This window comes from Halalkalicoccus sp. CGA53 (assembly GCF_036429475.1).
Lineage (GTDB): Archaea > Halobacteriota > Halobacteria > Halobacteriales > Halalkalicoccaceae > Natronorarus > Natronorarus salvus.
The window spans coordinates 3,420,778-3,446,944 of sequence record NZ_CP144125.1 but is presented as its reverse complement, the minus strand read 5'-3'; the positions used below and the strand labels follow the sequence as shown (position 1 = coordinate 3,446,944).

At 59.1% G+C, this 26,167-nt stretch carries 22 protein-coding genes; 13 read left to right on the top strand and 9 right to left on the bottom strand.

All coding sequences use genetic code 11. The annotated features are described in order from the left end of the window. The first annotated feature begins 150 nt into the window (after positions 1 to 150). Genes V2L32_RS19445 through V2L32_RS19425 form a run of 5 tightly spaced genes read left to right on the top strand, consistent with a single transcriptional unit; the run spans position 151 to position 7,413 of the window. Positions 151 to 2,946 (top strand): PAS domain-containing protein, encoded by a 2,796-nt coding sequence (locus tag V2L32_RS19445; protein ID WP_331234249.1) that lies wholly within the window; start codon positions 151 to 153, stop codon positions 2,944 to 2,946. Continuing rightward, entirely contained in the window at positions 2,943 to 4,550 is a 1,608-nt protein-coding gene (locus V2L32_RS19440) for a histidine kinase dimerization/phospho-acceptor domain-containing protein (RefSeq protein ID WP_331234248.1), read from the top strand. Before V2L32_RS19445 ends, V2L32_RS19440 begins: the two co-directional genes overlap by 4 nt. Then, on the top strand, positions 4,547 to 4,924 hold the full coding sequence (locus V2L32_RS19435) for a response regulator transcription factor (protein WP_331234247.1): 378 nt from the start codon (positions 4,547 to 4,549) through the stop codon (positions 4,922 to 4,924). Before V2L32_RS19440 ends, V2L32_RS19435 begins: the two co-directional genes overlap by 4 nt. Before the next feature lie 3 nt (positions 4,925 to 4,927). After that, positions 4,928 to 5,998, top strand: coding sequence for a hypothetical protein (locus tag V2L32_RS19430; RefSeq protein ID WP_331234246.1), 1,071 nt, complete (start codon positions 4,928 to 4,930; stop codon positions 5,996 to 5,998). Beyond that, positions 5,995 to 7,413, top strand: coding sequence for a glycosyltransferase family 2 protein (locus V2L32_RS19425; protein ID WP_331234245.1), 1,419 nt, complete (start codon positions 5,995 to 5,997; stop codon positions 7,411 to 7,413). Before V2L32_RS19430 ends, V2L32_RS19425 begins: the two co-directional genes overlap by 4 nt. 356 nt (positions 7,414 to 7,769) lie before the next feature. Here the strand turns inward: V2L32_RS19425 and V2L32_RS19420 are convergent, their stop codons facing one another. The 3 genes from V2L32_RS19420 to eno all read right to left on the bottom strand — a co-directional run bounded on the left by V2L32_RS19420 (position 7,770) and on the right by eno (position 11,271). Next, positions 7,770 to 8,144: a DUF7344 domain-containing protein gene (locus tag V2L32_RS19420; RefSeq protein ID WP_331234244.1), complete on the bottom strand. Its 375-nt coding sequence runs from the start codon at positions 8,142 to 8,144 to the stop codon at positions 7,770 to 7,772. A gap of 469 nt (positions 8,145 to 8,613) precedes the next feature. Next, on the bottom strand, positions 8,614 to 9,975 hold the full coding sequence (locus tag V2L32_RS19415; RefSeq protein ID WP_331234243.1) for a glycerate kinase type-2 family protein: 1,362 nt from the start codon (positions 9,973 to 9,975) through the stop codon (positions 8,614 to 8,616). 9 nt (positions 9,976 to 9,984) lie between these two features. After that, positions 9,985 to 11,271: a phosphopyruvate hydratase gene (gene eno, locus V2L32_RS19410; protein WP_331234242.1), complete on the bottom strand. Its 1,287-nt coding sequence runs from the start codon at positions 11,269 to 11,271 to the stop codon at positions 9,985 to 9,987. Between the two features lie 292 nt (positions 11,272 to 11,563). On the opposite strand from eno, the gene V2L32_RS19405 reads away from it, so the two are divergent. From V2L32_RS19405 to V2L32_RS19385, 5 genes are all read left to right on the top strand, one after another. Beyond that, positions 11,564 to 11,911, top strand: a complete 348-nt coding sequence (locus V2L32_RS19405; RefSeq protein WP_331234241.1) for a hypothetical protein — start codon at positions 11,564 to 11,566, stop codon at positions 11,909 to 11,911. A gap of 411 nt (positions 11,912 to 12,322) precedes the next feature. Next, positions 12,323 to 14,926 carry a penicillin acylase family protein gene (locus V2L32_RS19400; protein WP_331234240.1) on the top strand — a complete coding sequence of 868 codons (2,604 nt, stop codon included), beginning with the start codon at positions 12,323 to 12,325 and terminating at the stop codon, positions 14,924 to 14,926. A 447-nt stretch (positions 14,927 to 15,373) separates the two neighbouring features. Continuing rightward, positions 15,374 to 15,730 (top strand): helix-turn-helix domain-containing protein, encoded by a 357-nt coding sequence (locus V2L32_RS19395; protein WP_331234239.1) that lies wholly within the window; start codon positions 15,374 to 15,376, stop codon positions 15,728 to 15,730. Then, a complete protein-coding gene (locus tag V2L32_RS19390) occupies positions 15,711 to 16,106 on the top strand; it encodes a PIN domain-containing protein (protein WP_331234237.1) in 396 nt (131 codons plus the stop codon). Before V2L32_RS19395 ends, V2L32_RS19390 begins: the two co-directional genes overlap by 20 nt. A 786-nt stretch (positions 16,107 to 16,892) precedes the next feature. Further along, complete coding sequence (locus tag V2L32_RS19385; RefSeq protein WP_331234235.1) at positions 16,893 to 17,882, top strand: hypothetical protein; 990 nt, start codon at positions 16,893 to 16,895, stop codon at positions 17,880 to 17,882. 507 nt (positions 17,883 to 18,389) lie between these two features. Here V2L32_RS19385 and V2L32_RS19380 read toward each other — a convergent pair. Both V2L32_RS19380 and V2L32_RS19375 read right to left on the bottom strand, forming a co-directional pair. Next, positions 18,390 to 18,779, bottom strand: coding sequence for a PIN domain-containing protein (locus V2L32_RS19380; protein WP_331234234.1), 390 nt, complete (start codon positions 18,777 to 18,779; stop codon positions 18,390 to 18,392). Positions 18,780 to 18,791: 12 nt separating this feature from the next. Next, entirely contained in the window at positions 18,792 to 19,190 is a 399-nt protein-coding gene (locus V2L32_RS19375; protein ID WP_331234233.1) for a hypothetical protein, read from the bottom strand. 130 nt (positions 19,191 to 19,320) lie between these two features. On the opposite strand from V2L32_RS19375, the gene V2L32_RS19370 reads away from it, so the two are divergent. From V2L32_RS19370 to V2L32_RS19360, 3 genes are all read left to right on the top strand, one after another. Further along, positions 19,321 to 20,760, top strand: a complete 1,440-nt coding sequence (locus tag V2L32_RS19370; RefSeq protein ID WP_331236641.1) for a DEAD/DEAH box helicase family protein — start codon at positions 19,321 to 19,323, stop codon at positions 20,758 to 20,760. Further along, positions 20,747 to 22,132, top strand: coding sequence for a DUF790 family protein (locus V2L32_RS19365; RefSeq protein WP_331234232.1), 1,386 nt, complete (start codon positions 20,747 to 20,749; stop codon positions 22,130 to 22,132). Before V2L32_RS19370 ends, V2L32_RS19365 begins: the two co-directional genes overlap by 14 nt. Before the next feature lie 1,155 nt (positions 22,133 to 23,287). Continuing rightward, positions 23,288 to 23,725 (top strand): DUF6653 family protein, encoded by a 438-nt coding sequence (locus V2L32_RS19360; RefSeq protein ID WP_331234231.1) that lies wholly within the window; start codon positions 23,288 to 23,290, stop codon positions 23,723 to 23,725. Positions 23,726 to 24,645: 920 nt separating this feature from the next. Here the strand turns inward: V2L32_RS19360 and V2L32_RS19355 are convergent. Genes V2L32_RS19355 through V2L32_RS19340 form a run of 4 tightly spaced genes read right to left on the bottom strand, consistent with a single transcriptional unit; the run spans position 24,646 to position 26,016 of the window. Next, positions 24,646 to 25,323, bottom strand: coding sequence for a hypothetical protein (locus V2L32_RS19355; protein ID WP_331234230.1), 678 nt, complete (start codon positions 25,321 to 25,323; stop codon positions 24,646 to 24,648). Beyond that, on the bottom strand, positions 25,320 to 25,703 hold the full coding sequence (locus V2L32_RS19350; RefSeq protein ID WP_331234228.1) for a hypothetical protein: 384 nt from the start codon (positions 25,701 to 25,703) through the stop codon (positions 25,320 to 25,322). Before V2L32_RS19350 ends, V2L32_RS19355 begins: the two co-directional genes overlap by 4 nt. Beyond that, a complete protein-coding gene (locus V2L32_RS19345) occupies positions 25,700 to 25,828 on the bottom strand; it encodes a hypothetical protein (RefSeq protein ID WP_331234227.1) in 129 nt (42 codons plus the stop codon). Before V2L32_RS19345 ends, V2L32_RS19350 begins: the two co-directional genes overlap by 4 nt. After that, positions 25,825 to 26,016, bottom strand: coding sequence for a hypothetical protein (locus tag V2L32_RS19340; protein WP_331234225.1), 192 nt, complete (start codon positions 26,014 to 26,016; stop codon positions 25,825 to 25,827). The genes V2L32_RS19345 and V2L32_RS19340 overlap by 4 nt, the downstream gene beginning before the upstream one ends. Between the last annotated feature and the right edge of the window lie 151 nt (positions 26,017 to 26,167).

Genomic DNA, 26,167 nt, shown 5'->3' with positions numbered 1-26,167 from the left:
TTCTTGACACGTACCGAGCAGTTTGCTGGGCTGACCGATATGGGAGTCTCCCGTATTGATCGATTCACGGGCGACGGCGAGCTGGATGCATGATTGATATATCATATAGTTGGGGAGCAGTAGTCTCGACCATCGGGAGCTCATGGACCGATGTCTAGTGGTGTCGTTCAACGCCCCGAGAGGCGTTCAAAGACGTGTAATAAAGACAATCTCTCTCCGAAGTGCGCTATGATACTATATGTTAATATATTAAGAAATATATTAAAGACACAGGATCGCAACTCTACAATTAGAATGACAGGTCACGAAGCCGGGACGTCCCCAACGGGACTCACGCTCCTGTATGTCGGGTTCGATTCCGATACGCGTGATCAGATCAGTGCCGCTGTACAGAAGTGGACCCCATACGACGTGACGACGCTCGAAGCCGGAACGGTCGACTCGGCGCTCCAACTAGTACGTGAACGGAGTATCGACTGCGTCGTAAGTGAGTACCATCTCGAAGAAAGATCTGGGACTGAGATAGCCCACCAGGCCGCCGATGTCGACGTGTCAGTCGTGCTGTTCGTCGAGGATGGGAGCGAGCCGATCGCGAGCGAAGCGTTCTCGTCGGGTGTCGACGATTACGTCCCTCGGGGCGACGGATCGGAGGTGTATCGGGAACTCGCAGACGCGGTTTCCGACACGGTCGTCGAGAACCGACGCGAGGCTAACGCGAACGCCATGCTGACCGACGTCCCCGTAGATTCACTCCCAATCATATTATTTTCGATAGACTGTGATGGAATAATCACTCATTCGAGAGGTGAAGGGCTAAGAAATATCGGTCTCGAACCGGGCGAACTCGTCGGACAGTCGCTTTACGAGACGTACGGCGACCTCACGGAAACGATCGATGCATACGAGAGCGCACTCACCGGCGAACAATCTACCATATCAATCGAACTCGGCGGTCGAATCATCGAAACGACCTTCGCGCCATTGCATGACGGCGAAGCGGTGACGGACGTGGCCGGGCTCTCGATCGACGTTACTGATCAAGTAGCGGCCGAACGCCAGGCACAGCAGCTGTATACCGCCATCGACTCCACCATGGACGGTATCGCACTTCTCGACGACTCTGGGGAGTACGTCTACGTGAATGAGGCACACGCGGAGACGTACGGCTTCGACGAACCCGAAGAGATGATTGGGAAGAGCTGGGAGTTGCTGTACGACGAGGACGAGCTCGAACGGTTTCAGACGGAGGTCATGCCGGAACTCGGGCGCGAGGGCGAGTGGCGAGGGGAGGCAGTCGGTACACGCGTCGACGGAACTCAGTTTCCACAAGAACTCACGCTCACGGGATTGGACTCGGGTGGGCTGATCTGCGTCGTCCGAGACATCACCGAGCGTAAAGCCATGACGGAGGAACTGGAGCGGGCAAAGAGGGAACTCCAGTCCGTCCTCGACAATGCCCTCGCTGTGGTGTATAAAAAGGATCCGGAGGGACGATACCAGTACGTCAACGAGCAGTACGAGGAACTGCTCGGGCTCTCACGTGACGAGTTCATCGGGAAAACGACCGACGGGATCTACGACGACGAATCACTGATCGAGAGCACGAAGGCGTTCGAGCACGCGGCCATCGAAGCCGGTGAACCCATCGCACGAGAGGTGGAAGCGTGGATAGATGACCGTCGCCGAACGTTCCTCACCACGGTGATCCCGCTCTTCGACGAGGGCGGCGAGTTCTACACGCTCTACGGTATCGCAACGGAGATCACGGAGGTGAAAGAACGCGAGCGAGTACTCCACTCGTTGATCACCGTCGGCTCCCAGCTGATGAGTGCGAGTACACCGGCGTCGATCGCTCAGGTCGCGACCGAGACCGCGAACGAGGTCCTCGATCTCCCGATAACGGGCGTCTGGTTCCACGAATCCGAGGAGAATGCCCTGGTACCGTTCGCAACGACCGATCGAGCAGACCACCTCTTCGACGAACAACCCGTCTTTCAGCCAGGGAACAGCGTTGCCTGGGAGGTCTTCGAGAACGACGAGCCGCAGGTGCTTCGCGACGTAGCCGCCGCACCGAACGTGCACGACCCGGAGACACCGATCCGAAGCGAAATGCTCTTTCCGCTCGCCGACCACGGCGTGTTGATCTGTGGATCGCTTCAGTGCAGGCATTTTGACGAGTACGATCAGGAGTTCGGAACCATCCTGGCGGCGCTGACGACGAGTGCGCTTACTCGTGCCGACCGGGAGCTGGCGCTCAAACAGCGAGAACGCGAACTCGAACGAAAAAACGACCGACTTGAGGAGTTCGCGAGCGTCGTGGCCCACGACATCAGGAGCCCGCTGACCGTCGCGAAGGGCTACCTCGAACTCGAACGGGAGAGTGGAGACGGTCGTTATCTGGAGAAGATCGAAGAGGGTGTTGATCGAACGGCCGAGATCGTCGATAATCTGCTCTCGCTCGCGCGAGCGGGCAAAGAGGTCGGGGAACTGGAACCCGTCGACATCGACCACGTCGCCAAAACGGCATGGTCGACCGTCCGAACCGACGAGGCACAGCTCCTCCTCGAGGGCGAGATGACAGTCGAGGGAGACCGCCTCCGGCTAACACAGTTGTTCGAGAACCTCTTTCGGAACGCGATCGAGCACGGTGCAACCGACGTCACCGTCCGCGTCGGGGAACTCGATCGCGGCCGGGGCTTCTACATCGAGGACGACGGGTCCGGGATCCCCGATGGGGAACGCGAGACGCTGCTCACCGATCGACGGCTTCGCGACGATAACGCGGAGCGTCGGTTCGGACTGGCGATCGTTACCGACATCGTCGACGCACACGGCTGGGGCATCTCGATCGCCGAGGGTTCTGAGGGGGGCGCACGATTCGAGATCGTGACCACCGAGGGAAGTCCCGTATACCAGCCGATTCGCGAAGGAGAGAACCAGTCATGACCGCCAAAGAAGGGGATCCGAGAGATCACGAGGTCGACGTGGAGACGTCTGATACCGGAGCCGATACACCGCACCGTCTCGAACTTCTCCACCGCGTTGCGACCCGTCTAGCCGGCTGTCCGACCGAGACCGCGGTCTACGACGCAGTGATGCACGCCAGTTACGAGCTGTTCGACCTCCGTTACGCCGTTGTCGTCGTCCGAGGCGAGGATCGGTGGGTTACGATCACCAGCACTCCACCCGACGCGGCCGAGCGTACACGACAGCTCCCAATCACGGGTTCCAGGATCGACGCGGCCGTCGATCGAAACGAAACGATCGTCGTCGAGAGCGGGACGGACGCGGCCGACGTGGACGTACCCTTCAGGAGTGGCCAGGCGCTCTGTACACCGATCGGTGAGGCCGGGGTGTTACAGCTCGTCGGAGACGACGAGTTTGACGAGGACGACGTTCGTTACGCCGAGCTTCTGGGCTGGATCGTCGACGCCCGGCTCGACCGCCTGACGTTGCGCGAGGAGGTGGACTTGATGGAAGAACAGCTCTACGCGTTCACGGACTTCCAGCGGGACGTCCTCGAACAGGCCTCGCACGAGCTCAGAACGCCGCTGACGTCGATCCTCGGCTACATGGAGATGTTGGCTGACGAGGATGTCGGGTCGTTGACCGACGAACAGAAGTCACTGGCACAGCTCGTTCTCCGGAAGGCGACCGAACTGGACGCCGCGCTCGAGACGCTGACCTCGGCGTTCGACGGGCGGCTCGAACGCGTTCGCGAGGAGTGGGACAGGCGGTCGAAACTCGACCGATCGGATGTTCTCGGCTCGCTCGATGGACCGTTTCTCCTCCTAAACGTGGACAATGAGGTCTCCGGCCGACTGGCAGAACAGCTCCGCGACATCGGCTACGAGGTCACGATCGCCGACGACCGATCGACCGCACGGAAAGCGATCCGCGACGATCCCCCGTCAGTGATCGTCGTCGACCTACTTGCCAAGGATGACGATGGAATCGCGCTCGCTGAGGAGGTGTGTCGGAATGCGGACTACGAAGGGGCGTCGATCGTCGCACTGTCGATCGTCCGGGATGAATCGACGGGCTCCCCCCAACTGGGTGTGTCCTCATATCTTTCGGAGGAGGCGGCCGTCGTTCTCGAGGCGACCGAAACACTTCTCGATGTAAACGACGAGGAGCAAGTCGGCGTCTTGGTGTTCGATACGACGACGGAGGAGGAAGCGGTCGCACTCCCCGAATCGTGGCAGATGACGGTGGTCACCGACCTCGACGAGGCGCGGACGGTACGCCGAGAGGGGGAATACGACGTCGCCCTCGTTCGAACCGAGGGTCTCTCCCGGGGGACCAACGGGACCGAGATCGTGAGAGAGGCGGTGCGGATCCTCCGTGAGCGTCGAGGTGGACGCCGGCTTCCAGTCCTGCTCGTCGATCGATCCCGGAAGGAAAGCGAGCTGCGATATACGATCGGCGGACGGCTGTTCGTCCAGCGTCCGCTCAACGCTGCGGATCTGGTCTCGACGCTCGTCTCGACTCCGGGAGATTCCTCACATACGTCAGGCGACGCCACAAACGAAGGAGTGACCGACCAATGACTCGATCGATCGTCATCGCTGAAGACGAAGAGGACATCCAACAGCTACTGACGTTCAAACTCAAAGCGAGCGGGTTCGACGTGACGACGTTCGACGACGGACGAGCGTGTATCGATCACCTCCGGGAGACCGATGAATTGCCCGACCTCGTGGTACTCGATGTGATGATGCCGCGGATGGACGGCTTCCAGGTTCTCGAACGGATTCGAGACGAGGAAGCGCTCGCCGATCTCCCGGTGTTGCTGCTCACGGCACGGTCGCGAGAGGACGACGTCGTCGAGGGGTTCGAACGCGGTGCGACCGACTATGTCACCAAGCCGTTCAGCCCGAACGAGGTCGTCGCCCGGATCGAACGCATGCTACCGAGCACGTAAAGCATGGACGCCACCACACTCGTCGTCTGGGCGACGATCGGGTTGGGCTCAGTAGTCCTGCTCGTCGGAACGATGACGCTCGTCCTCGCCGTCCGAAAACAGCGAAAAGCCCACCGTGTCGAGGCGGTAAAACCTGTAACAACGGCCGAGTTATTATCCCGATTGAACGAGGCCAACCCATTCTGGGAGGATTGGGTCACAGGACTGTCGACGCCGGAACGGACGGCCGTACGTGAGGTTGGAAAGCGGTTATTACCGCAGATCCACGGCGACGAGCGGGTGAAACTCCAGCGGTTGGTTTACGTGCTCGGATCCACTCCCGAGCGGCTTCAAGACGACCTCGAATCCGGCGACCTCTACCGCACGCTTCGCGCGCTGAGTTGGCTTGCACTCCTAGAGTATCCGTTGGCCGTCAACACCGCACTTCGCACCTGTACGTGGAACCGGAACGTTCGGACGGCGACGGCTCGCGTCCTCTACGAGAACCACGATCCCCGTGCCAAACGAACCGGTGTAGATCTGCTCCTATGGGACGGCCGTGAGCCACTGTCGATCTTTGGACTCGATACCCTTTATCGAATCGTCATTCGGAAACCGGAGTATCTGCTGTCCATCGCTGATCAAGAACATGGGGAGTGGGAGGATGCGGTGCTTATTCAGGTCCTGACCGTCCTCCAGTACTGTCAATCAGGAATTAGCCCGTCCTCGTTAGCGTGGATTCCTCTCTGTCTCGATCACGAATCGCCCGAAGTCCGGGCGGCTGCACTCTCGACGCTCGCGGAGTACGCCTGGAACCAGCAGCTCCGTGAGGCGGTGTACATCGAGGACCACCTCATCGATTCCTCGCCGGACGTCCGACGAGTGGCGTACGTCGTGTACGGTCGGTGGAATAGTGACCTCGGGGAATTAGCGACAGTCGTTCAGGATGAACCCGACGATCTCGCCCGACTCGTCGGCGTACGAGTGTTGTATACACACAGTGCACGGGAGAAACCAGCCGATTCCCCTGAAGCGCTCGAACGAACGTGGCGCTGGGTCGAGGCCGAACGCACGGCTGTTCTGGAGCACGCATGACCGCCATCGACCTCCTCACGGCGTTTCTGTTCGGGTTCAGCGTCTTCGTCGTTGCCTACTTCGTGGTGGCGAACACCGCGTATCTCGCCATCCACCTCACGGCGCTGGTCGAACTGCGTCGGCTGATGAACGAACGGACGTTCGAATCGACGTACCAGCGGTTCGGCTCGCCGTTCCTCCCGGGGATCGCTATCGTCGTCCCCGCATACGACGAAGCACCGGTGATCGTCCAGAGCGTCCGGTCGTTCCTTGATCTCCAGTACCCCGACTACGAGGTGATCGTCGTCAACGACGGGTCGACCGACGACACGCTGGATCGGCTCGTCGACGCGTTCGACCTGGAAGCGGTGGCCGCGTCGCCACCGATGGAACTCCCGTGTGAAACCGTACGCGACGTCTATCGCTCCCCTGAGAACAGAAAACTGACCGTGATCGACAAGGAAAACGGCGGGAAGGCGGACGCGTTGAACGCGGGGGTGTTCTTCACCGAGAAGCAGCTGTTCTGTGCGGTCGACGCGGATTCGGTCATCGAACGCGACGCGCTGCTCTCGGTCGCCAAACCATTTCTCGAACACCCCGAACGAACCGTCGCGACCGGCGGCGTCGTTCGCGTCGCGAACAGCTGTTCGATCACCGAGGGGATCGTCGAAGAGGTTCGACTCTCGCGGAACCCGCTGGTTGGCCTCCAGACGATGGAGTACCTGCGGGCGTTTCTCTCCGGTCGAATCGGCTTGAGCAGCCTGAAGAGCCTCATGATCATCTCGGGGGCGTTCGGCCTCTTCGACACGCGGCTGGTTCGAGAGGTCGGCGGGTACCGCTCGGATACGATCACCGAGGACATGGAGTTGGTCGTCCGCATGCATCGCTACCTGAACGAACGCGACCGGGAGTACCGCCTCGAGTTCGTTCCCGAGCCGGTGATCTGGACGGAGGTCCCCGAGGATCGAGCGGTACTGAGTCGACAACGACGACGCTGGCACCGTGGGTTGTTCCAGACGTTGATGATGCATCGGAAGATGATCGGCAACCCGAACTACGGTGTAACGGGAATGTTCGCGTTACCCTTCTTCATGGGTGTCGAGGGGTTTGGTCCTCTGATCGAAGGACTCGGGTACGTTATCGTCCCGTTGGCGTTCGTCCTCGGGATCGTCGACACGTGGTTTTTCATTTCGTTCCTGCTGCTCGCGATCGTTCTCAGTATGTTCCTCTCGTGGCTGTCCGTGCTGAGCGAGGTAGCGAGCTACCGACGGTACGATCGGCCACGGGACGTCGCCCTGTTGCTCGGCTACGGTGTCCTCGAGAACGTCCTCTACCGGCAGTGGAAGACGGTCGTCCTCTGGCGCGGGTTCGTCGAGTTCCTCCGAGGGGACGATTCGTGGGGTGCGATGGAGCGGAAAGGGTTCGAGTCGGAGTGAATTTCCAGTGGGGAAAACACCTTTACAACGACGACTACATCCACGTTCTCGGGCTGGAGTACTCTCATCCACCCCCGAATGCATCTCCCGATCCAACCGACATCGAAGAATCCTGGGCACCGTCTAGATGAGCGAATTCTTCCGATTTAGTGTCATATAGACGATATTATGGGCCAATCGAACGGATAATTCTCGATTCAATTGTTGAAGGCTCTTCAGGAGTTATCTCGACGAAAACGGTGAGTGTGATCTGTAAACGATTCACGGTTACATATCAGAACTTTGCCATTATCTGATCCGCCTCAACTAGACAGTACCCCCGTAGTGTTGTATTAGTTCACAGCTATGACTATTGACTATCGATTATCTTCATATCTAGGCTCATCCACAATCGGCTGGTCAATGGTATCCGTCTCTTCGACCAGTTTAGCGATCGTCAGAAACGCGTCGAGTTCGGGTGGCGATTCACTCATCTGAATAACTTGTTGCTCAGGATCGTACCGCACGTATTCGATTTCAGCGGTCTTTGGAAGATGATTGTGATGAAGAGAAATCTCGAGGTTCTCGAATTTCTCATCAGGAATCTCTCTTGGCGTCTCATCTTCCCATTGGCTTATCGCGATAACTAACTCGTCGACTGGAACTGGCCCGTTACGTTGATCGAGATAATAGAGCACGTATCGTCGCCGACGTTTGCTGAGAATCTCGAAGAGTTTATCTAATGATATCATTTTACAGTCAGTGAGCGATCCTCGGATATAGCCCTTCTGAGCCGGCTAGATTCTCGTCCACATTCAAAATACTCGTAACGCTCTTCCGAAGTAGTTTGTAGGTGGAAAGTCCTCTGTCGATTTGATTGTGCTGACGGGTAACGACCGAACGGATAGATAACGGCTGTCGAGAGGTGAGAACGTAGTCCCCTCAACCAACCATGGTTTGAACGACCGTCACCAACAATCCTCTACCCAAGAGCGACGGTGAAAAAGGGAATCTGCCCGTTCAGGGACTTGCTCATTTCGCCGACCGCGTCGTCGGTGCTGGGATTCCCGAACAGGCGGCCGAACAACTCATTCGTGACCGACCCTCGGATTTACTCGGTCTGTGATACTGACCGCCAAAAGTACGTGGACCACTGCTACTGGACACCCTTTGTTGAGGGCCTCAGACGTTGTTTCCTATGATCGGAGGTTCACGTATTCGTCACCGACTGTATGAGTCGATCAGTATCAGTCTGAGGTCCATTACGTTCGTCCCTGTAGACCCGGTGTAGATTGCGTCGTCGACGAGGGTGAGCGGATCCGACGTATTGTGGGCTTCGAGGTGCGTCCAAGGATCGACGTCGGCCTCGCGAATCCGGGAGGCGGTCGAACCGTCGACAAGCGCGCCGGCGATGTCGGTTGGACCATCCGTTCCATCCGTTCCCAACGCGAGCGCCGTGAGATTCGGATTGGCTTCGATTTTGAGCGCAAACGCTAGCGCGAACTCCTGGTTCGGCCCACCTCTCCCGGCATCGTCCGGAACGGTTACCGTCGTCTCGCCACCGGAAACGAGTACGAACGGCGGTTCGAACGGACGCCCGTGTGTCTGGATTTCGTCGACGATGCCCGAAAACACCGTCGCAACCTCCCGACTCTCGCCCTCGATTGACGTCGAAAGGATTTCCGAGTCATACCCGAGCTGTCTCGCGCTTGCTGTCGCCGCTTCACATGCATCAACGGGATCAGCAAGTACCACTGTGAGCGCATCAAGAGAGTTGAGATCGATTGGCGACGGCGTCTCCAACTCGAGTGATTGACATCCGCGATCGAGATGGTCTTGAACCGTCTTCGGGACGTCTCCGTCCAGTGAATGGCGTTCGAGAACACGGGTGGCGTCGGCGAACGTGGTCTTGTCACCGACCGTTGGGCCCCAGGGCTTCCCGGCTACCTCGTCGATAACAACGAGGGTCACGAGACTCGCGGGGGCGATGCGGGTTGCGAGTCGTCCTCCCTTGATTTTAGAGAGATGTTTTCTCACGGCGTTTACTTCTTCAATCGGGAGTCCTGCATTTAAGAGGACCTCAGTGGTCGAGCGGAGATCGTCGAGAGAGACGCTATCGACCGGCGCGACACACTGTGCGGACGCACCTCCGTTAATACAGACGAAAACGAGATCGTCCTCATCGGCCCGCTCGGCTAGTTCGATCGTAGCCTCCCCAGCAGCGAGACTCCCTGCGTCGGGGAGCGGATGGCCGGTCTCGTAGACGTTTATGCCCTCTATTTTGTGCACCTGATCTCGTTTTTCGGCGACGATGCCATCGGTGACGGCGTCGCCAATAATTCCGAGCAATTCGTCAACGACTTCGACCGAACCCTTCCCTGCACCGATGATATAGACGTTCTCGATGTCGTCGAGATTGTACACTCGACCGGCTACCCAAAGTGAGTCGCCCGCACGATTGAGTGCGGCCGGAACTGTTCGACTGGGGTGGACGGCCTCAACCGCAGCCGTCGCGATGTCAATGAGTGTCTTTCGGGATTGCCGATTGCCGTGATCGGTGAGCGCAGCGGTGTTGTCTATCACGGATGAATGTTAGCCGATGGTGCAGCCTTCGAAGAGCGACAGGGTTTGCGGATCACCATAGGTGGCCATCTGACCGAGTTCATCCTCGATCTCGAGCAGACGATTGTACTGCTCCGTACGTTCGCTTCGGGTTACACCGGTTTTGATTTGGCCGGCGTCGAGACCGACAGTGAGATCGGCGAGCCAAGTGTCTGAAGTCTGCCCGGACCGTTCAGAGACCTGCACAGTGTAGCCGTTCCTTTGGGCCACTCGTGCCGCATCAACGGCCTCCATGACCGTTCCAACCTGATTGACCTTCATCAACAGCGAATTAGCCGCTCCGCGTTCGATCCCACGCCGAACCCGGTCTGGATCGGTAACGAAGAAATCGTCGCCGATGATCTGAACGTCGAGTCGATCGGTCAATTCGGCGTAACCGTCGAAGTCAGTTTCGACCAGCGGATCCTCAAGAGAGATCAACGGGTACGACTCGACAAGGTCATTATATAATTCGATTAGGTCGTCTCGAGAGAATTGCTCACCGAGCAGTGCGTACGTCTCCGAATTGGGGTCGTAGAAGTGGGTTGCCGCGACGTCCGTCGCCAGCGCGAACTTGCGATCGTATCCGAGTTCTTCGACGGCACTGATCAACATGTCGAAAGCGTCTCTCGGATCGTCAATTCCGATTGGTGTGTATCCGCCCTCGGCCCCCACATTAAGCGAGTACTCCCCGTACTCCGCTTCGAGAATAGTCCCAAGTTCGTAGTACACTTCGGCGGCGTACCGAACCCCCTCGGAAAACGACTCCGCTCCGACCGGTACAAGCTGGTGCTCCTGAAAGGGAAGATGGCCTCCGGCGAGTTCGCCGCCCTCGATCATATCGAAAAATGGGATCGGAAGGACATACGAGAGCGCTCCACCCACGTATCGATAGAGTGGGAGACCGGTCGCGTTTGCCCCGGCTTTGAGACATGCCAGCGAGACGCCAGTAGCCGTGTTTCCCCCGAGATTTGATTTGTTTTCTGTACCGTCCAGTTCGAGGAGGCGGTCATCTAGACGACGCTGCTCGGTAACATCCGCACCCTGAAACTGTGGAGCGATTTCGTCGTTGATGGCGGTGCAGGCCTGCTTGACCCCCAGACCACGATATCGTTCGTCACCATCCCGGAGTTCGATCGCTTCGTTGGTGCCTCTCGATCGACCCGCAGGGACGTCCGCCGACGCCTGTCCTGCTGTCGTCTCCACAGTCACTCGAAGGGTCGGTTCGAGACGGTTATCGAGAATCTCTCGAGCAGATACGTTCGTGATTTCGATCATGAAGATCTATGCACCCAGTCAATCCGGCCTCCGTTTTGATTATAATCCACTATAGGGTGATCATCTTCTCGGCTGATTATAAGTGTAGAGGGGATTCTGGAGCTGTTCCGGGGCCGACTATTGCGGTGCACAATTTGGCTCTTGCAATCTGTCAGTCATCGTTGCATTAGTCCGTTAGAACCAGGGAATCGAAGCGAGAAACTGAGGTTGCTTCAGGCATCGCTCTTATGTAACACAGTGTTAATTTCAGAGCCTCTGTGTTCGACGTTAGTAGCTCGCTTGTAGTGTTGGTATGTTCGAAGAGGACAACGTCGGGAATTCGGAGGAGTGGAAGCTCACCACGGTCGACAGCACTGACGGTCTCGAACGCCTTCGCGTAGCGGTGAGCGTTCTGGTTCCCAACTGCGTAGAGGACAGTAGTATCGCACAGTATAAGCGGGGCCATCCAGTCGTCCTCTTAGTCGAGCACCTCGTCCTGCTCGATTCTGCACCTGTCATGTTCAGCGACGCCATCGACCGCCTCGTCGGATTCTCCTGGCTCGAAATCGTCAAACACACCGAGTCGTTGGCGGACGACCTCGACCCGGAGTTCGTCGTCGATGACCTTCCACCGGAGTACATCCCCGTCTTCGATCTCTAGCTGACGACGGATATGCGCCTGTATCGACGCCTGGTTACCCGAGACCTTTCCTTCGCCCACGGCCTCGGTCTCACTCGAACCTGTAGTTCAAGCGCAAAAGGACTAAACTCTTAGTGTGGGATTACACTAACTTGGCAAGTATGATATCTTGACCCGAAGGATATCTTTCAAGGTCTCATTTCAGTCACCTTGATTTAGGTTACGCAGGATATTAGATATGAGAATCGTTGGATGACAACCGCTAACGTGCTGTAGTATCCCGCCCAAAGTCGCCTGAGTGATCATATTCCCGTGCTGACGGCGGAATACTGTAACAATCAGGCTGCTTCATCAAATTTTGCTATATCGGCATATTATCAAAGGTAATAGAAAAATTTACGCTCTCGGTCGTGGAGCGTGGCATGTACTGTCATGACACGACGCACCGACAAGCGACCGACGACCGACGCGCCGAAACGGAGCGCTGGCGACAGAGCGACCACCGGCAGCATCATCTCGAGGCGCGAGTTTGGGGGCCTCGCGGCCGGAGCGTTCGCGCTCGCCTCCGGCCTCGGCACGGCATCGGCGAAAGCCGGCGTCGACCCCGAAGCCCGCGAGACCGAGCAGTTCTTCCTCGACGGCCTGAAACGGCCCGCGACGATCCGTGTAGACCAATGGGGTGTCCCCCACATGTACGCCCAGGACCTGGAGGACGTCGCCTTTGTCCAAGGGTTCAACGCTGCCAGAGATCGGCTCTGGCAGATCGATATCTGGCGCCGACGGGGTATCGGCGAACTCTCAGCCGTCCTCGGCGAGCGGACCGTCGAGGACGACCGCGCAGCGCGGCTGTTCATGTACCGTGGCGACATCGAGCCGGAGTGGGATGCCTACGGCCCGGATGCCGAAACGATCGCGACTGGCTTCGCGTGCGGGATCAACGCCTACATCGACCAAGCGCTTGAGAATCCCGAGCTGATGCCACCCGAGTTCGAGGCGCTCGACTACGAGCCTGCGAAGTGGGATCCGGAGGACGTTGTGCGGATGCGCACGCACGCGATTTCGTTGAACGTGAGTGACGAGGTTGCCCGGGCGGAGACGATCCGCGACCATGGATTCGACGCCGAGGCCGTCCGGGAGCGCCTCGAGCCGGACTGGGAGATCGAGATTCCGGAAGGGTTGGACCTCGATCTCATTCCCGAGGGCGTCCTCGACGTGTACTGGAACGCGACCGGCGGGGTCTCTTTCACCGAAGACGACGTCCGGAACCCCGACGCGCTCGAAGGGCTCTCGGCGGACGAGCTCGGAGCCGCGTTCGAAACGCCGGACGCAGCCGAGGCCGGATCCGACCGGGGCGAGGCAGCCGGTAGTAACAACTGGGCAGTGGCGCCTGAAATCTCCGCCACTGGCCGCCCGATCGTCGCGAACGATCCCCACCGAGCCCACGGCGTGCCGTCGCTGCGGTACATCGAGCACATCTCATCACCGGAGGTCGACTCCATCGGCGCGGGCGAGCCGGGCCTGCCGGGCATTTCGATCGGCCACAACGGGAAGACTGCCTTCGGGCTGACGATCTTTTACATCGATCAGGAGGACCTCTACGTCTACGAAACCAATCCGGACGACCCGAACGAGTACTGCTACGAGGGCGGTTGGGAGGCGATGGAAGTCGAGACCGAGACCGTCGAGGTTCGCGACGGGGAGGACGAGGAGGTCGAGCTGAAGTTCACCCGTCACGGCCCCGTCATCTACGAGGACCCCGATGAGAACGTCGCGTTCGCCGTTCGGACGGTCTGGACCGAGCCTGGGACGACCGCGTACTTCGGCAGCGTCGGCTACATGCGCGCCGACGACGTCGAGGAGTTCGAGGAGGCGATGAACGGCGAGCTCACCGACGACATGCTCGGCTGGGGTACACCGCCGGAGAATCAGGTCGCCGCCGACACGGACGGCAACATCGGCTGGTTCCCTGGCGGCCGCACGCCAGTCCGGGAGAACTGGGACGGACTACTCCCCGTCCCGGGCGATGGCACCTACGAGTGGGACGGCTTCCTACACCAGTCTCAGTTGCCGAGCGAGGTCAACCCCGACCGCGGCTGGGTCGCCACCGCCAACGCGATGGTCATGCCTGACGACTACGTCGAGCTGATCCGCGAGGGCGAACGCCCGCCGATCGGGTTCGAGTGGGTCTCACCGTGGCGGCAGCTGCGCGTCGAGGAGGTCCTCGAGGGGTTCGAGGACGACGGCGAGCACGACCTCGAGGACTCCACAGCGCTGCAACTCGACAACGTCTCCGTGATCGCCCGCCGGACTACAGCGCTGCTCGAAGGACTAGAACACGAGGACGATCGGGTGGACGAGGCAATCGACCTCTTGGTGGAGTGGGACGGCGCCCACGACCGCGACTCCGCCGCCGCGGCCCTCTATCAGAACTGGGATGGGCCGCTGCACACCCAGGTCACGATCGAACTCGTCGGGGAGGACGCCTACGACGACATCGGCACCGGCGACGACATCGTGATGCTGGAGGCACTGGAAGAGCCCGAAGAGTGGTTCGACGAGGATCCGGTCGACACTCGCGACGAAATCCTGCTCTCGACGCTCGAAAACGCCGTCGAGACGACGGTGGAAGACCAAGGCGAGGACATCGACGACTGGGCGTGGGGCAACGACCATGTGGCCCACTTCCAGCACCAGCTGTCCGCGTTCGTCGACGCAGACGATGTCCTGGACGTTGGCCCGGCCGCGATGGACGGCGTGAGCACCGCGCCCAACGCCCAATGGGGCGGTGTCAGCGGGGGCGCCTCGTGGCGGATGGTCGTCGACGTCGGCGAGTGGGACAACTCGCTGGCGATCATCACGCCTGGGCAGTCGGAGGACCCCGAGAGCGAGTTCTACGACAACCTCTTCGACATGTGGGTGAACGGTGAGTTCTTCCCGCTGGTGTACTCCGACGACGCGGTCCAGCGCAACACGGTGAAGCAGATCGAGCTGCGACCCGACCGGCGCGGGCCGCCGGACCACGCCGGCGGAAACTGACGCGAGGCTGCCCGGCGGTCAACGCCTCGCCCCGCCGGTCGCGCGTCTGGAGGGCTGTGTCATTGCATTCTGGATAGTGGGCCTATTCCCATGCGAGTTTGCAGCGCCGCTCTCGTCGTCGTAGGAGCCGTTCGTGACCCGGACGCAGCCGGGTGCCTCGAAGCTGAACTCGAAGGCTTCGTACTGTGCTCGCTGGACCGCTTTTGCGTCGGGTTGATGTTCCGACAGTGCGCTTCGAGACATGGCTTTTGGTAGACCTGACAGCCCGGACCGGGTGGTGCAACACTCGGGTGTTCTCTCGCGAGAACACACTCCGTGGGGCCGGTCTATCTGTATCTGTCCCTACGTGAGGAGCAATAATAAGCCTATGAATCAGTGTAGTCTTCCGGTTTCCAGACGCTAGAGGTACGTGGGTACACTTTTTGTCCCCTCGTGCGTATAGAGGGTATGAGTAAGCCAGGCCCCGCCCCGAAAGTCACTACCGAGGACGTCCTCGGCGTCTTCGTAGATCGCGACGATCCGCTCGAGCCGCTCACCGCCCCGGAGATCGCCGACGGACTCGGATGCTCGCGACGGACGGCTCGGAAGCGGCTCACCGCACTCGAGGAGGACGGACGGGTCACGAGCAAGAAGGTCGGAGCGCGCGCTGTCGTGTGGTGGGCCGCCGACGCAGCCAAGGAGCGCGACGTCCTGAGCGGGTACGGGTCGTGGACAGGCACGGGCCTGTCGGAAGCGGTGGAAGAGACGCATCAACAGCTAGACGACGACCTGAGGGAGCGCGACCGTGTACTGTCCGGACAGTAGCTTCTTACTCGACTACTTGGACGAGGACCGCCCGGCATCGATCGGCACGAAAGCGTTTCTCGAAGCGCACCCCGACGCCGACTACCGTCTCCCGACGGTCGCGTTCTTCGAGGTGCTCCGTGGCGGTGCCAGGCTTCGCGGTGCGCGTGGCGTCACCGATCTCATCGAGCAGCTGTCGTGGGCCGACCGGCTCCCGCTCACAGACGCCGGCGCGAGAGAGGCGGCACTCGTCGCCGGCGAGCTCGCACGCGCCGGCCAAGAGATCAACCTGGGGGACGTTCTCATAGCCGGTCCCGTTCGCGAAGCTGGCGGGACGGTCCTCACCCGCGACGCGCATTTCGACCACGTCACCGATCTCGACGTCGCGAACTACTGAGCGAACAATGGACCGACAGACACGGACTCAACCGGAACCCATGACAGACGCCGAGTTAGAGAGCGCCCGCAAAGTGCTCAAGGAGTTCCGCGTCGAGACACGCGAGATCTCCGCGGAGTAACTCGGCGGCGATCCCGACGACTACCGTGCCGAGCGCTACCGCGAGCTGCAAGCCGACGGCGAGAACGAATAGCGACTTTCTAAGAACTGCAGTCCGGGGCCGCGCGCCCCTTCACAAGCGCGCGAGCACTTCACCCGTTGACGAGCTAACGTATCACTCTTCCGTCGCCGTGTACAAGGTCGCCTCGTTCATAAAGGATGTTGCACAAGGTTCGACGGTGACCGTCGTTCGCCAGACGTCTGATTGAATTACATGACGTTACGAGATGTAACACCACGAATGCGGCCCGTTACGACTCGTATACCGGACGATACGTATGGTATAATTGAGGTGGTGAGCGACGAGCAAGGCCGGAGTGTGAGCGCGCTCGTCCGGCAGTACTCGAGAAGGGGTTCGAATACGATGAGTGTGTAGTCGATCTTGAACGACAGGTGGAACGCTTAGAGAACGAGGAGCGGGCGCTTATCCAGAGCCGCAAGGAGCACACCGAGCTCGTCGAGTACGTCCAAGAGGAGCGATTACTCGCACGCGAGCGGTCGCAATGACGATGAGTGCCCGCGTGGCGACGGGCGAAGTGGTGGCTCCTCGGCGAGCCGAATCCCGACGAGTGAAGTGTTCTTTTCTCGGTGACTATCGTTTTTGTCGTCGCCGCACGATGGACGACTATGCCGTTCGACGTCAGCTGGCGGACGCTCCTCGACGCCTGTGACGAACTCTCCGAAGGAGCGACGCTCATCACCCCGCTCTCGCACGAACGCTTTCGGATCACCGACGTCCAAGAGCACTGTATCATCACTAAGTTCCATTCCGGCGAGTCGCGTCCGCTTCACCGCGACCAATTCGAGACGCTTTACGGAATGATCACTAGCATGCCCGATGGATTCGATCTCGATCGGCTCCCTCCCGACGCGGAAGCCTACCCCGCAGTATTGAGTCTCCATCCACGCTTCGAGGTCGATGAACGTGAGGGGACGATCACCGAAACCGATCCCGAGACGTACACGACGACCCAGCTCGTCGACGACGAGGACGCTCCGGAAAGTGCTAGCGATGACGCGCACACTCCCGAACGACAAGAGCCCGATCTCTCCGTCTATGCGGATGCGCTGTTACTCATCGACGTCCTCGAACGCCACGACGTCTCTGACCTCGGTCAGCTCGATACGTCCGCCCTCGTCAACCTCTACACGCTACTCTCGGACGTGCAGAGAGGGGCCAACGAGTACCGCCAGGAAGTCACCGACGTTCTTCTCGACCGCCTCCATCACGATCGACCCGTCCACGGACAGTATGGTTCGGTGCAGCGGACGGCTCGGCGTCGACGGACGCTCAAACATGACGAGGAGGTTCTCTCCACTCTGGAAGATGCAGGGATCGAGCGCGAGCGCGTTCTCGCTGTCGATCGCGAGAAAGTCGATGAAGTCCTTGACGTAACCGAGCTCGCCGAGTCAGACCTCTACGAGATCGAACAGCGCGAGTACGTTCGCAAGGCGGAGGTCGACGAGGACGTGAAAGAGACCCGTCTCCAGGGGCTGAAGGATCGCCTCGCAGCAACCGAGAGCGAAGGCGCCGAAGAGCTTCGGCGCGAGATCGAAGCACTCGAACAACGAATAGATGATCTAACGAGTTTTCGTTCCGGGCGAGAGATGGCGTAGAAGCGACCATCGGTGGTACCGTCCGGCCTAGGAGGGTACCATACAACTGGTCACAGGTCCTGTTTTCCATCGTCCTGAATCTATCAATAGAGGGGCTAACGTACCGTCGCACATTTCAATCTGCCCGATCCTTATCATAGGGATCATCGGAGAAGCTCAGAGTTCCTCGAACAGGAATCGAACGACATCGGTGATATGTGCGCCGATCGGGTGTGTGATACAGAGTACAGACGATGCCCCCACGTCCGAGGACTGTGGCAAGACGTTCGAGACACTGTCCAGCCTTCGACTTCACGACTGTCCGGAAGACACGGAGACTGCTGAACGAAAGTGATAAAGACAGGCGAAATAGCTGAACGACTGGATTCGAAGGATCAACTACCCCGGCGTATAATCAGGTGTTCGGAATTTGCATGAGCGAGCGATGGCAGTCGGTCACATACAAAGGTGCTACGGCTGTAGCACTGTAGCTTTCAGTCAGACGCCCATCGGATTGATCGAAACGAATTAGTAGCTCTCTACTTTGAGGCCATCGACACGCTCGAACTCACCGATGTTTCGAGTGAGCACCCGCGGATCTGGACTCCCGATCGCAGTCCCGGCAATGAGTAGATCGCGTGCACCGATTCGATCACCTCGGTCGAGCAGATCGTGTTGGATTTTCACTGCGCGACGGGCAGCGGCCTCACTGATCGGGAGCACTACGAGCTCTTCGATCTGTTTGTCGAAGCGCTGGCGATACCGAGCGCTCTCTTCTCGTAACCCGACTCCAACCTCGAACACGGTGAGCGATGAGAGTGCAACCGGTGTATCCGTATCACGAAGCTCGGTGAGTCGAGCGATCGCCGCGTCGCTTCCGTGGACAACATCGTGAACGAACGTCGAGTCGAGAATCATGTAGACGGGGACCTACACCTCTCCGTCGGAGGTGCCGTCGACACCGCTCATCAGCTGTCGGTCGAACTCCTCGGTCCACTCCTTGGATCGCGCGCGAGCACGGGTAGCAGCCTCCTCATCGTCGCCGAACAGGCCGACGAGTCCGAATAGTGGCTCGACAGGGCCACCGCGCGCGCGCTGTTCGTCGGTGAGCCACCAGATAACGGCTCCTCCACCGACCTTCTTCCGTTCGACCGTCTCGCGGTCGTGTAATTCGTTGAGTTTGTCGAGTGCAGATCGGTTCGAAATCCCCAGTATCTCTCCCACTTCTTTGCCGGTGACCGGCTCGTCACGTTCGAGGAGATGCGCAATCACATCGTCGAGACTTACCTTCTCGACGTATCGGCCATCGTCTCCTCGGTCCCGGCTCATGCGCATGAGTAGGTCCGCCTCGCAGTTAACCATTTCCTCCGAATGAAGAGGTGTATTGAAGAAGTAACGAGGAGGTGTGCTGAACAAGCAAGTTATTCGCCCTCTCCCCAATAACGGGTTCATAGACGCGATGAAAATCGAATTCGACGACGGAACACTCCTCCTTCGAGGGGCCACCGAAACGGCTCCGTATGCGGAGTGGGATGAGCGCGTCGATGAGTACCGTGCCCAAGCATATCGGTATCGAGCGTTGCTCGAATGGGCTGGCATGGGGGATGGTACTCGCCATCGCGAAGAGGAAAGAGGTACCGCCAAGCAGCGAACGCTTCAGCAGGGATTCAACCAGACGATCGAAGATGCCGCCCGAGCCTACCCCGATCTCGAACTCACACCAGCGCTTCACATCGAGCCGCGTGAGTACCAACAAGCTGCCCTCAACGCGTGGATCGACCACGGACGCCGAGGCAGCGTCGTCCTTCCAACGGGGAGCGGAAAGACGTTTCTCGGGTTACAAGCGATCGCTGATGCCGGTGTCAGCGCACTCGTTGTGACGCCGACGATCGACCTGATGAACCAGTGGCACGCCACGCTCACCAACGCCTTCGGTGATCAGCTGCGAGAGCCGATCGGTGTTCTCGGCGGTGGCAGTCACGAGGTCACTCCGATCACCGTCACCACCTACGACAGCGCCTATCGCTACGTCAACGAGTACGGCGATCGATTTGGCTTGCTCGTCGTCGACGAGGAACACCACCTGCCTGCTCCGACCTACCAGCAGATCCCCGAGATGACGATCGCGCCGTATCGCCTCGGACTCACGGCAACCTACGAGCGTCCGGACGGGAAACACGAACTCTTAGAGGACCTCATCGGACCGGTCGTCTACCAGGAGGACGTCGACGAGCTCGCCGGCGAGTATCTCAGCGAGTACGAGACGATTCATATGTCAGTTGATCTCACACCGAAGGAACGCACCACATATAACGAGGAGTATCAGATCTACCGCGACTACGTCGACAGTCACGAGTTCGACCTCTGGAAGGCAGAGGGGTATGCGGAGTTCCTCAAACGGACGTCCTACGATCCGGAGGGACGACGGGCGCTCATCGCCAAGCAGCGAGCCGAGCGAATCGCCCGCACGGCCGCGAAGAAACTCGACACGCTTGATAACCTGATCAAGCGTCACCACGACGACCGCGCTATCATCTTCACCGCCAACAACGACTTCGCCTACGACATCTCCCAGGAGTTCATCGTTCCCTGCATCACTCATCAGACGAAAACTGAGGAGCGCACCGAGATTCTCGATCGATTCCGCACCGGCGAGTACTCGATGCTGGGAACGTCTCAGGTTCTTGACGAGGGAATCGACGTTCCTGCAGCGAACGTCGGAATCATCCTTTCGGGGAGCGCGTCGAAACGCCAGTATGCTCAGCGGCTTGGTCGCATTCTGCGGCCAACGGAGGACCGTCAGCCGGCACGCCTCTACGAGATCATCTCGGAGGATACGATGGAGACGTACGTCTCCCAACGCCGCCGTGAGGGGGTGAGTAGCAGTGCTAACGGCTGATCTCTCACGGTCGCGCACGACTGATGAAGAGGTCACACCGTTATTTATCAACTCGAACGACGAGCGCTACCGGCAGACCGCCCGAGAGCTCATTCAGTTGTTCGAGGCGCATCTTGAGGAATCGAAGGGTGACCTCGAGGACGCGATCGACGAACTGACCGTCGCGGATACCGACTACAAGATCGTTCAGGGTTTGGCGAAGCTCCTGGAAGACGAGTGTGAGTTCGAGGTCGTCTCGCCGGTCGAGCCGCGCGAGATTCGTCGGCGACTGTTCGAGCGAGCCAATGAACGGTATCCGATCGTCCGACAGCCCACACTCGGTAAGGACACCCAGAAGCTGGAAGTGTATAGCGGGGTTGCCGACGCGCTGGGTATCTCACTCGAAGAGTGCTATCGGGGGATGTACGCCGATCTCGAGGGCAACAAACGACTCGTCCGGATCGGGACGCGAACTGCCGAGCAGTACGCTGATACTGGTGCTGGTGATGAGAGGACATCAGCGTCGACATCGACGACTGCGTTGACCGGCAGTAGCTCCGAAGAGTACGAACACACGGATCTCACCGTCGACTGGCTGTTGATCCGGTACAATCTCGCGCTCGCGCAGGCGGTGCTCTACGATGCGACGGAGATGTGCATTCGCGTGTGGGATCACTTCGGGACAGTGTTCAGCTACGTGAAGCTGTTCGGGCTAATGCACCGCATCTACCCGATCGACGCCGATGGCAAGCGCGTCGGGAGTACCGATCAGGCTGTAGGGTACGAAGCCGTGCTTGATGGACCGGCATCGCTGTTTTCGCAGTCTCAGAAGTACGGGATCCGAATGGCGAACTTCCTTCCGGCACTTCCGCTCTGTGATCGGTGGGAGATGGCCGCCGAGATCCTTATCGACGAGACACTCGGAGAGACGCGCCAGTTCACATTGGATCATACCGACGGGCTGGATTCGCATTACAGCGCCGGGAAGCGCTTCGATAGCGACGTCGAACGGACGCTCGCCCAAAAGTGGGAACGAGCAACGACGGAGTGGGAGTTAGTGCGAGAGGACGACGTATTCGACCTCGGCGCGGAGGTGATGATCCCCGATTTTGCGATCGAGCATCCGGACGGTCGTCGGGCGATCCTCGAGGTCGTTGGATTCTGGACTCCCGAGTATCTGGAATCGAAGCTGGAGAAGATCCGGCAGGTAGACGCGGACAACTTCATTCTCGCTGTCTCAGAGCGCTTGGATTGTTCCAGTGAGGAGTTTGGGAGCGCTGCCGATCGCGTGCTGTGGTTCAAGACCGGGATTCACGTCTACGATCTCGTGGAGCTGGCTGAGACGTACGCCAGCCAGGCTGAACCAACAGCGATGACCGAGACGGACACCTGAAGGAACCACCAGATCTCCGCTAGGCAAGTCCGATCGCCATGATGACGGAAATTAATCTGCCTTGTGCAACAATAGTAATGGACCTCCCGGTGAGTGTTGCACAAGGCCCCGATGTCGAGAGCAAGCGAGTACCCCGGCCATACCAGTAGATACCGAAGTAGCGAAACCTGTCTTCTTCAGGCACTTACACTCTCGCATGCTCACTCTATGCGATCTCGACCAAGTCTCCAGAGCTGCTTTCGCTCTCCTCGCTTCGTCTCTTGATTTTTGCCTTGCTGATGTGTCATTGGAAGGTTCGCACGGTTGTTCACAGATGTAAAGCTAGCACCTCCGAGAACGCCGAATTTCCCCCTAACACTCCTCTGCTCCGAAGCGAAACAGAGCGAACGGACGAGAAGGTTCAGTATTCATAAACGAAGGAGCGCTCTCTAACTGTCTTCAATCTCCGTTCACCTGGTGCACGGATCAGTGAAGCCGTTATACTATATAACAGTACTTTGACTGACTATTGTGTGGTATGAATTCTATGACACGCTCCAACAGTGGAAACGATAGAGTCAGTGGTTTTTCACCGACGAATGACCGAAATATATCGGAACGCTAGTGGTCGTCCGTGTTTGTTAGGTTTGGTAATAGAGCGAGCAAAAATTGAGCGCAGTCTCATTACCTCACCCCGTTAGTAAGGACATTTTCTTTGATCGTTCCAAGACAGGACTTACAGAGATCGTACTCTCGAGGGCTTTCGCCTGATCCGTCTCCTGACTGTGAAACTGGACGATCGTGGTCTGTTAGAACCGCAGAAGGTCTCCCATCCGTATACCCTTCACATCCATCACACTTGAATGCCTCACTCATACAGCCCTTAGGTGACCAATCGAAATAAATACCACACTATGTCTCCGCTGACATCACACTGAAGACGCTGTGATCAGTCGGTGGTACCCGCCGACAGTACAGCGTTGCCACCGACTGATGGGGATCAGCGGAAGTCTTCGGGCTTTCTAACGTACTCTAAAGGGTGTCATTCAACGATTGACACGGTATTGTTTTCAAGTCAGTAGAGTGATGAACCGACCGCTCAGTAGGTATGCTTACTGAACGCTGTGGCGGAATGTTAATGTGACAGTGGAACGTCTCACTTTCGAGATAGTCGATATGCTCACAGAGTTGACGGAGATGGAGAACATGTGGGCCAGACACTCCAATCCGAAGAGCGGGTGGAGTCGAATGGCAGCAGGGTTCGTGGCCGTGGGCGCACTCTACCATCGGCAATGGAAGTTGTTGGGGCTCACTCTCCTGTTCTTAATCATCAATCCGGTGCTATTCCGCGAACCAAGTGAAGAGTTGGATGACTGGATGTACAAGGTCGTACGTGCTGAAGAACGCTGGACTAACGACGGGCACCGCCTCATCGGTCTCGGCTACCCACAGATCCTAAACACCGTGAGTATCCCAATAGGGCTCTATGGTCTCTACGCAGCGTACAAACGCAAGCCTGTCTCAACGTTGGTTTTCACGCTCGCATCACAAGGACTCAACCAGTGGTGTTTGAAGGAGATTATCGAGTACTACGAAGAAGTAGATTCGCAGTAAGAATAGATCCCATATTGGTCCTCCGTCTAGAACGATGCGTGCGTCACCTGTATTGATCGATCCAGCATGACAGAAACCAGGGCATATGAACTGTTGTATGACACCCTCTACTCTATTACGCACTCGCGACGGCGTCGACCCTGGAGTGTTCGTTAGTCATCTGTGGTGACGCCGAGTACGACGAGGTACCGGACGTCGAGGTGATCCGGCTCCGCGAGCGCGGGATGTAACGAAACGACTGCACGGGGTTCGCCCGTCGGTTCCGACTCTCCGAGACATCGACACGCGATGGCCGGAGTCGTCGTCGTGGATCGACGGTCGATCGGGGAGCCGGAATCGCTCGTGAACGAACTCACTGCAGTCTCCGGTCGCGTTCGTCAAACATAGCGAGACAGAGGCGAATCCCGCCCTGAACACCCCATGCAAAACACCGTGAGGCGAGATTCCGACTGCTATTCGCCCGTTAGGTACGGACCGGGGAACGAGATGAGGAGAGGCTTAGTCCACCGGCAGTGGACCAACGGGCTGAAAGAGCGCCGTTCTATCGGCCCTCGTTCGTGTGGTCGCTCCGTTGGGCGAACGCGTCTCTCCCCAGTTGCTTTCCGGTTCGTTTCGGTCTCGTAGATCGTCCAGTAAGCCTCGGGGAGTGCCACGTTCGTGGCGACCGGCCGCTCGTGGGTCACGCGTCACGATGTTGTGATGGTCGAATCGACCGCTTCCAGTGAACGGGGATACGACCGGCGACGACCGGGCGATGTACCCACGAGTAGTCGACCCACCGTCAGGCCCGGTCGACGCCGATCGATGGGTGTGTTCGTCGACAGGTCGATCCGAGCGACCGCACGGGGACTATCAGATCACACGTCCTCCCCCGTCAGCCGTCACAACATCGTGACGGTCCGGCTGGTATCCGCGGGCGTTCATCGGGTTCTCTCCTGTTCGGCAATCGCGAACCGCTCGTCGATGTCGTCGACGAACGCGGCGAGCTCGGCTCGATCGATCACGAGTGCCTTTCTCGTCCGGTGGATCTCACAGCTAACGAGGTCCCCGGCGAGGTCGGCGACACGCTCCATCACGCGTCGGACGGTCTCGTTGTGCGGGCGTTCCCCCTCGCTCACCTGCAGGATCGTCTTTACCGCGCTCGAGTCGAGGACGAGTTTCGTCGGGGTGCGATCACAGCTCTCGAAGAGGTTCGACCAGACGACCGCCGCACGTCGATCGTTCGCGCTCAGAACCGAGGGATCGACCTCGGAGGTCCTGGTGACCTGCTGGATCGGGAGCAGGCGATCTGCGGGGAGGTCGGTTTCGAGACCGTCCAGGCGTCGTTCGTCGATCTCCTCGCGAAGCCGTTCGATCTCCCGCCGACGGCGCGTGAGCATCAGCCCGATCGGATGGCCGGCGATCCAGATCTGATCGAGGCTCGCATCGTCCGGGGAGGTGGTCCCACGGAGTTCGAGAGTGGGCTGTGTTTCGACCGTGGATTCCGATCTCGATTCGGATTCGAGCCCACGCAGCTCGGTCTCCAGGTCCCCGACGCGCTCCGTGAGTTCGTCGAGACGCTCGGAGATGGACGCGAGTGTTGGTTTGTCCGGGTTCACCCGTTCTCGCCCTCCGGGTTCGGGGATCGGCTCGGCCGACACGCTGGGATGGGGTCGGTCTGCTCATTACATTCGGAGTCGTCGTGGCGAGCCGTCTCGATCAGTCCGACGTCGGAGAGCGTAAGTGTGTGTCGCTGGTTCGCGAGGTCGGCCGTGCTGGCGATCCGACCCGAGACGATCGGGGTGTCGGTCGGGGGTTCCGGTGGACAGCTCTTACAGACCACCCGCGTGAGCGTCCACTCACCGCCTCGTTTTTCCGACCCTGCGAGGATCGGATCGCCCTCGGTGAGTGTTCGCGAGCACTCACGACACCGAACCTGAGATGCGAGCGTGATCGTCGTTCCCGAGAGCGCCTGTTCGAGCGTCGTTTCGACCCTCATAGCGAGCGGGGTCTCCGGTGTCGGCTCTCGAGGAACGCACGACAGTCGTGGTCGACGATCCGTTCGGTGAGTCCGAGCGCGCCACAGACCGGACACTCGAGGAGGTCGGTCTCGCTGGGACTCATCGCCGCTCCTCTAAGTCCGTGATCGATCGCGGGAGTGAGCACTCACAGAGTGCCTGATAGACCTCGAACTCCGGGAGTCGATCGTCTAACAGCGTCGCTCTGAGGAGCGAGCGTGCGCCGTCGAGCGGCCGGTCGGTGGGTCTTCGTTCGTCGCTACTCTCATTAGCCGTGGGCGTGTTCGTTTGCATGCTTCCTGCCTTGGAAGCGCGAGGTCGGGTGCTTGGACACCCGGCCGAGACCAATTCTCAGCAGTCCGCGCTTCACAGTACCTCTAACGTGGCCAGCCTGATATAGATTACTTTGTAAACTCACTACGAAAGCTGACGGAATATGATTCAT

Excerpts from the sequence above, each read along its gene's own strand:
- V2L32_RS19395 (WP_331234239.1), top strand. The coding sequence starts at position 15,374 with ATGAGTAAGCCAGGCCCCGCCCCGAAAGTCACTACCGAGGACGTCCTC.
- V2L32_RS19440 (WP_331234248.1), top strand. The coding sequence starts at position 2,943 with ATGACCGCCAAAGAAGGGGATCCGAGAGATCACGAGGTCGACGTGGAG.
- V2L32_RS19430 (WP_331234246.1), top strand. The coding sequence starts at position 4,928 with ATGGACGCCACCACACTCGTCGTCTGGGCGACGATCGGGTTGGGCTCA.
- V2L32_RS19380 (WP_331234234.1), bottom strand. The coding sequence starts at position 18,779 with ATGATTCTCGACTCGACGTTCGTTCACGATGTTGTCCACGGAAGCGAC.
- eno (WP_331234242.1), bottom strand. The coding sequence starts at position 11,271 with ATGATCGAAATCACGAACGTATCTGCTCGAGAGATTCTCGATAACCGT.
- V2L32_RS19345 (WP_331234227.1), bottom strand. The coding sequence starts at position 25,828 with ATGAGTCCCAGCGAGACCGACCTCCTCGAGTGTCCGGTCTGTGGCGCG.
- V2L32_RS19435 (WP_331234247.1), top strand. The coding sequence starts at position 4,547 with ATGACTCGATCGATCGTCATCGCTGAAGACGAAGAGGACATCCAACAG.
- V2L32_RS19385 (WP_331234235.1), top strand. The coding sequence starts at position 16,893 with ATGCCGTTCGACGTCAGCTGGCGGACGCTCCTCGACGCCTGTGACGAA.
- V2L32_RS19445 (WP_331234249.1), top strand. The coding sequence starts at position 151 with ATGTCTAGTGGTGTCGTTCAACGCCCCGAGAGGCGTTCAAAGACGTGT.
- V2L32_RS19420 (WP_331234244.1), bottom strand. The coding sequence starts at position 8,144 with ATGATATCATTAGATAAACTCTTCGAGATTCTCAGCAAACGTCGGCGA.
- V2L32_RS19400 (WP_331234240.1), top strand. The coding sequence starts at position 12,323 with ATGACACGACGCACCGACAAGCGACCGACGACCGACGCGCCGAAACGG.
- V2L32_RS19350 (WP_331234228.1), bottom strand. The coding sequence starts at position 25,703 with ATGAGGGTCGAAACGACGCTCGAACAGGCGCTCTCGGGAACGACGATC.
- V2L32_RS19370 (WP_331236641.1), top strand. The coding sequence starts at position 19,321 with ATGAAAATCGAATTCGACGACGGAACACTCCTCCTTCGAGGGGCCACC.
- V2L32_RS19360 (WP_331234231.1), top strand. The coding sequence starts at position 23,288 with ATGCTCACAGAGTTGACGGAGATGGAGAACATGTGGGCCAGACACTCC.
- V2L32_RS19340 (WP_331234225.1), bottom strand. The coding sequence starts at position 26,016 with ATGCAAACGAACACGCCCACGGCTAATGAGAGTAGCGACGAACGAAGA.
- V2L32_RS19405 (WP_331234241.1), top strand. The coding sequence starts at position 11,564 with ATGTTCGAAGAGGACAACGTCGGGAATTCGGAGGAGTGGAAGCTCACC.
- V2L32_RS19375 (WP_331234233.1), bottom strand. The coding sequence starts at position 19,190 with ATGAGCCGGGACCGAGGAGACGATGGCCGATACGTCGAGAAGGTAAGT.
- V2L32_RS19425 (WP_331234245.1), top strand. The coding sequence starts at position 5,995 with ATGACCGCCATCGACCTCCTCACGGCGTTTCTGTTCGGGTTCAGCGTC.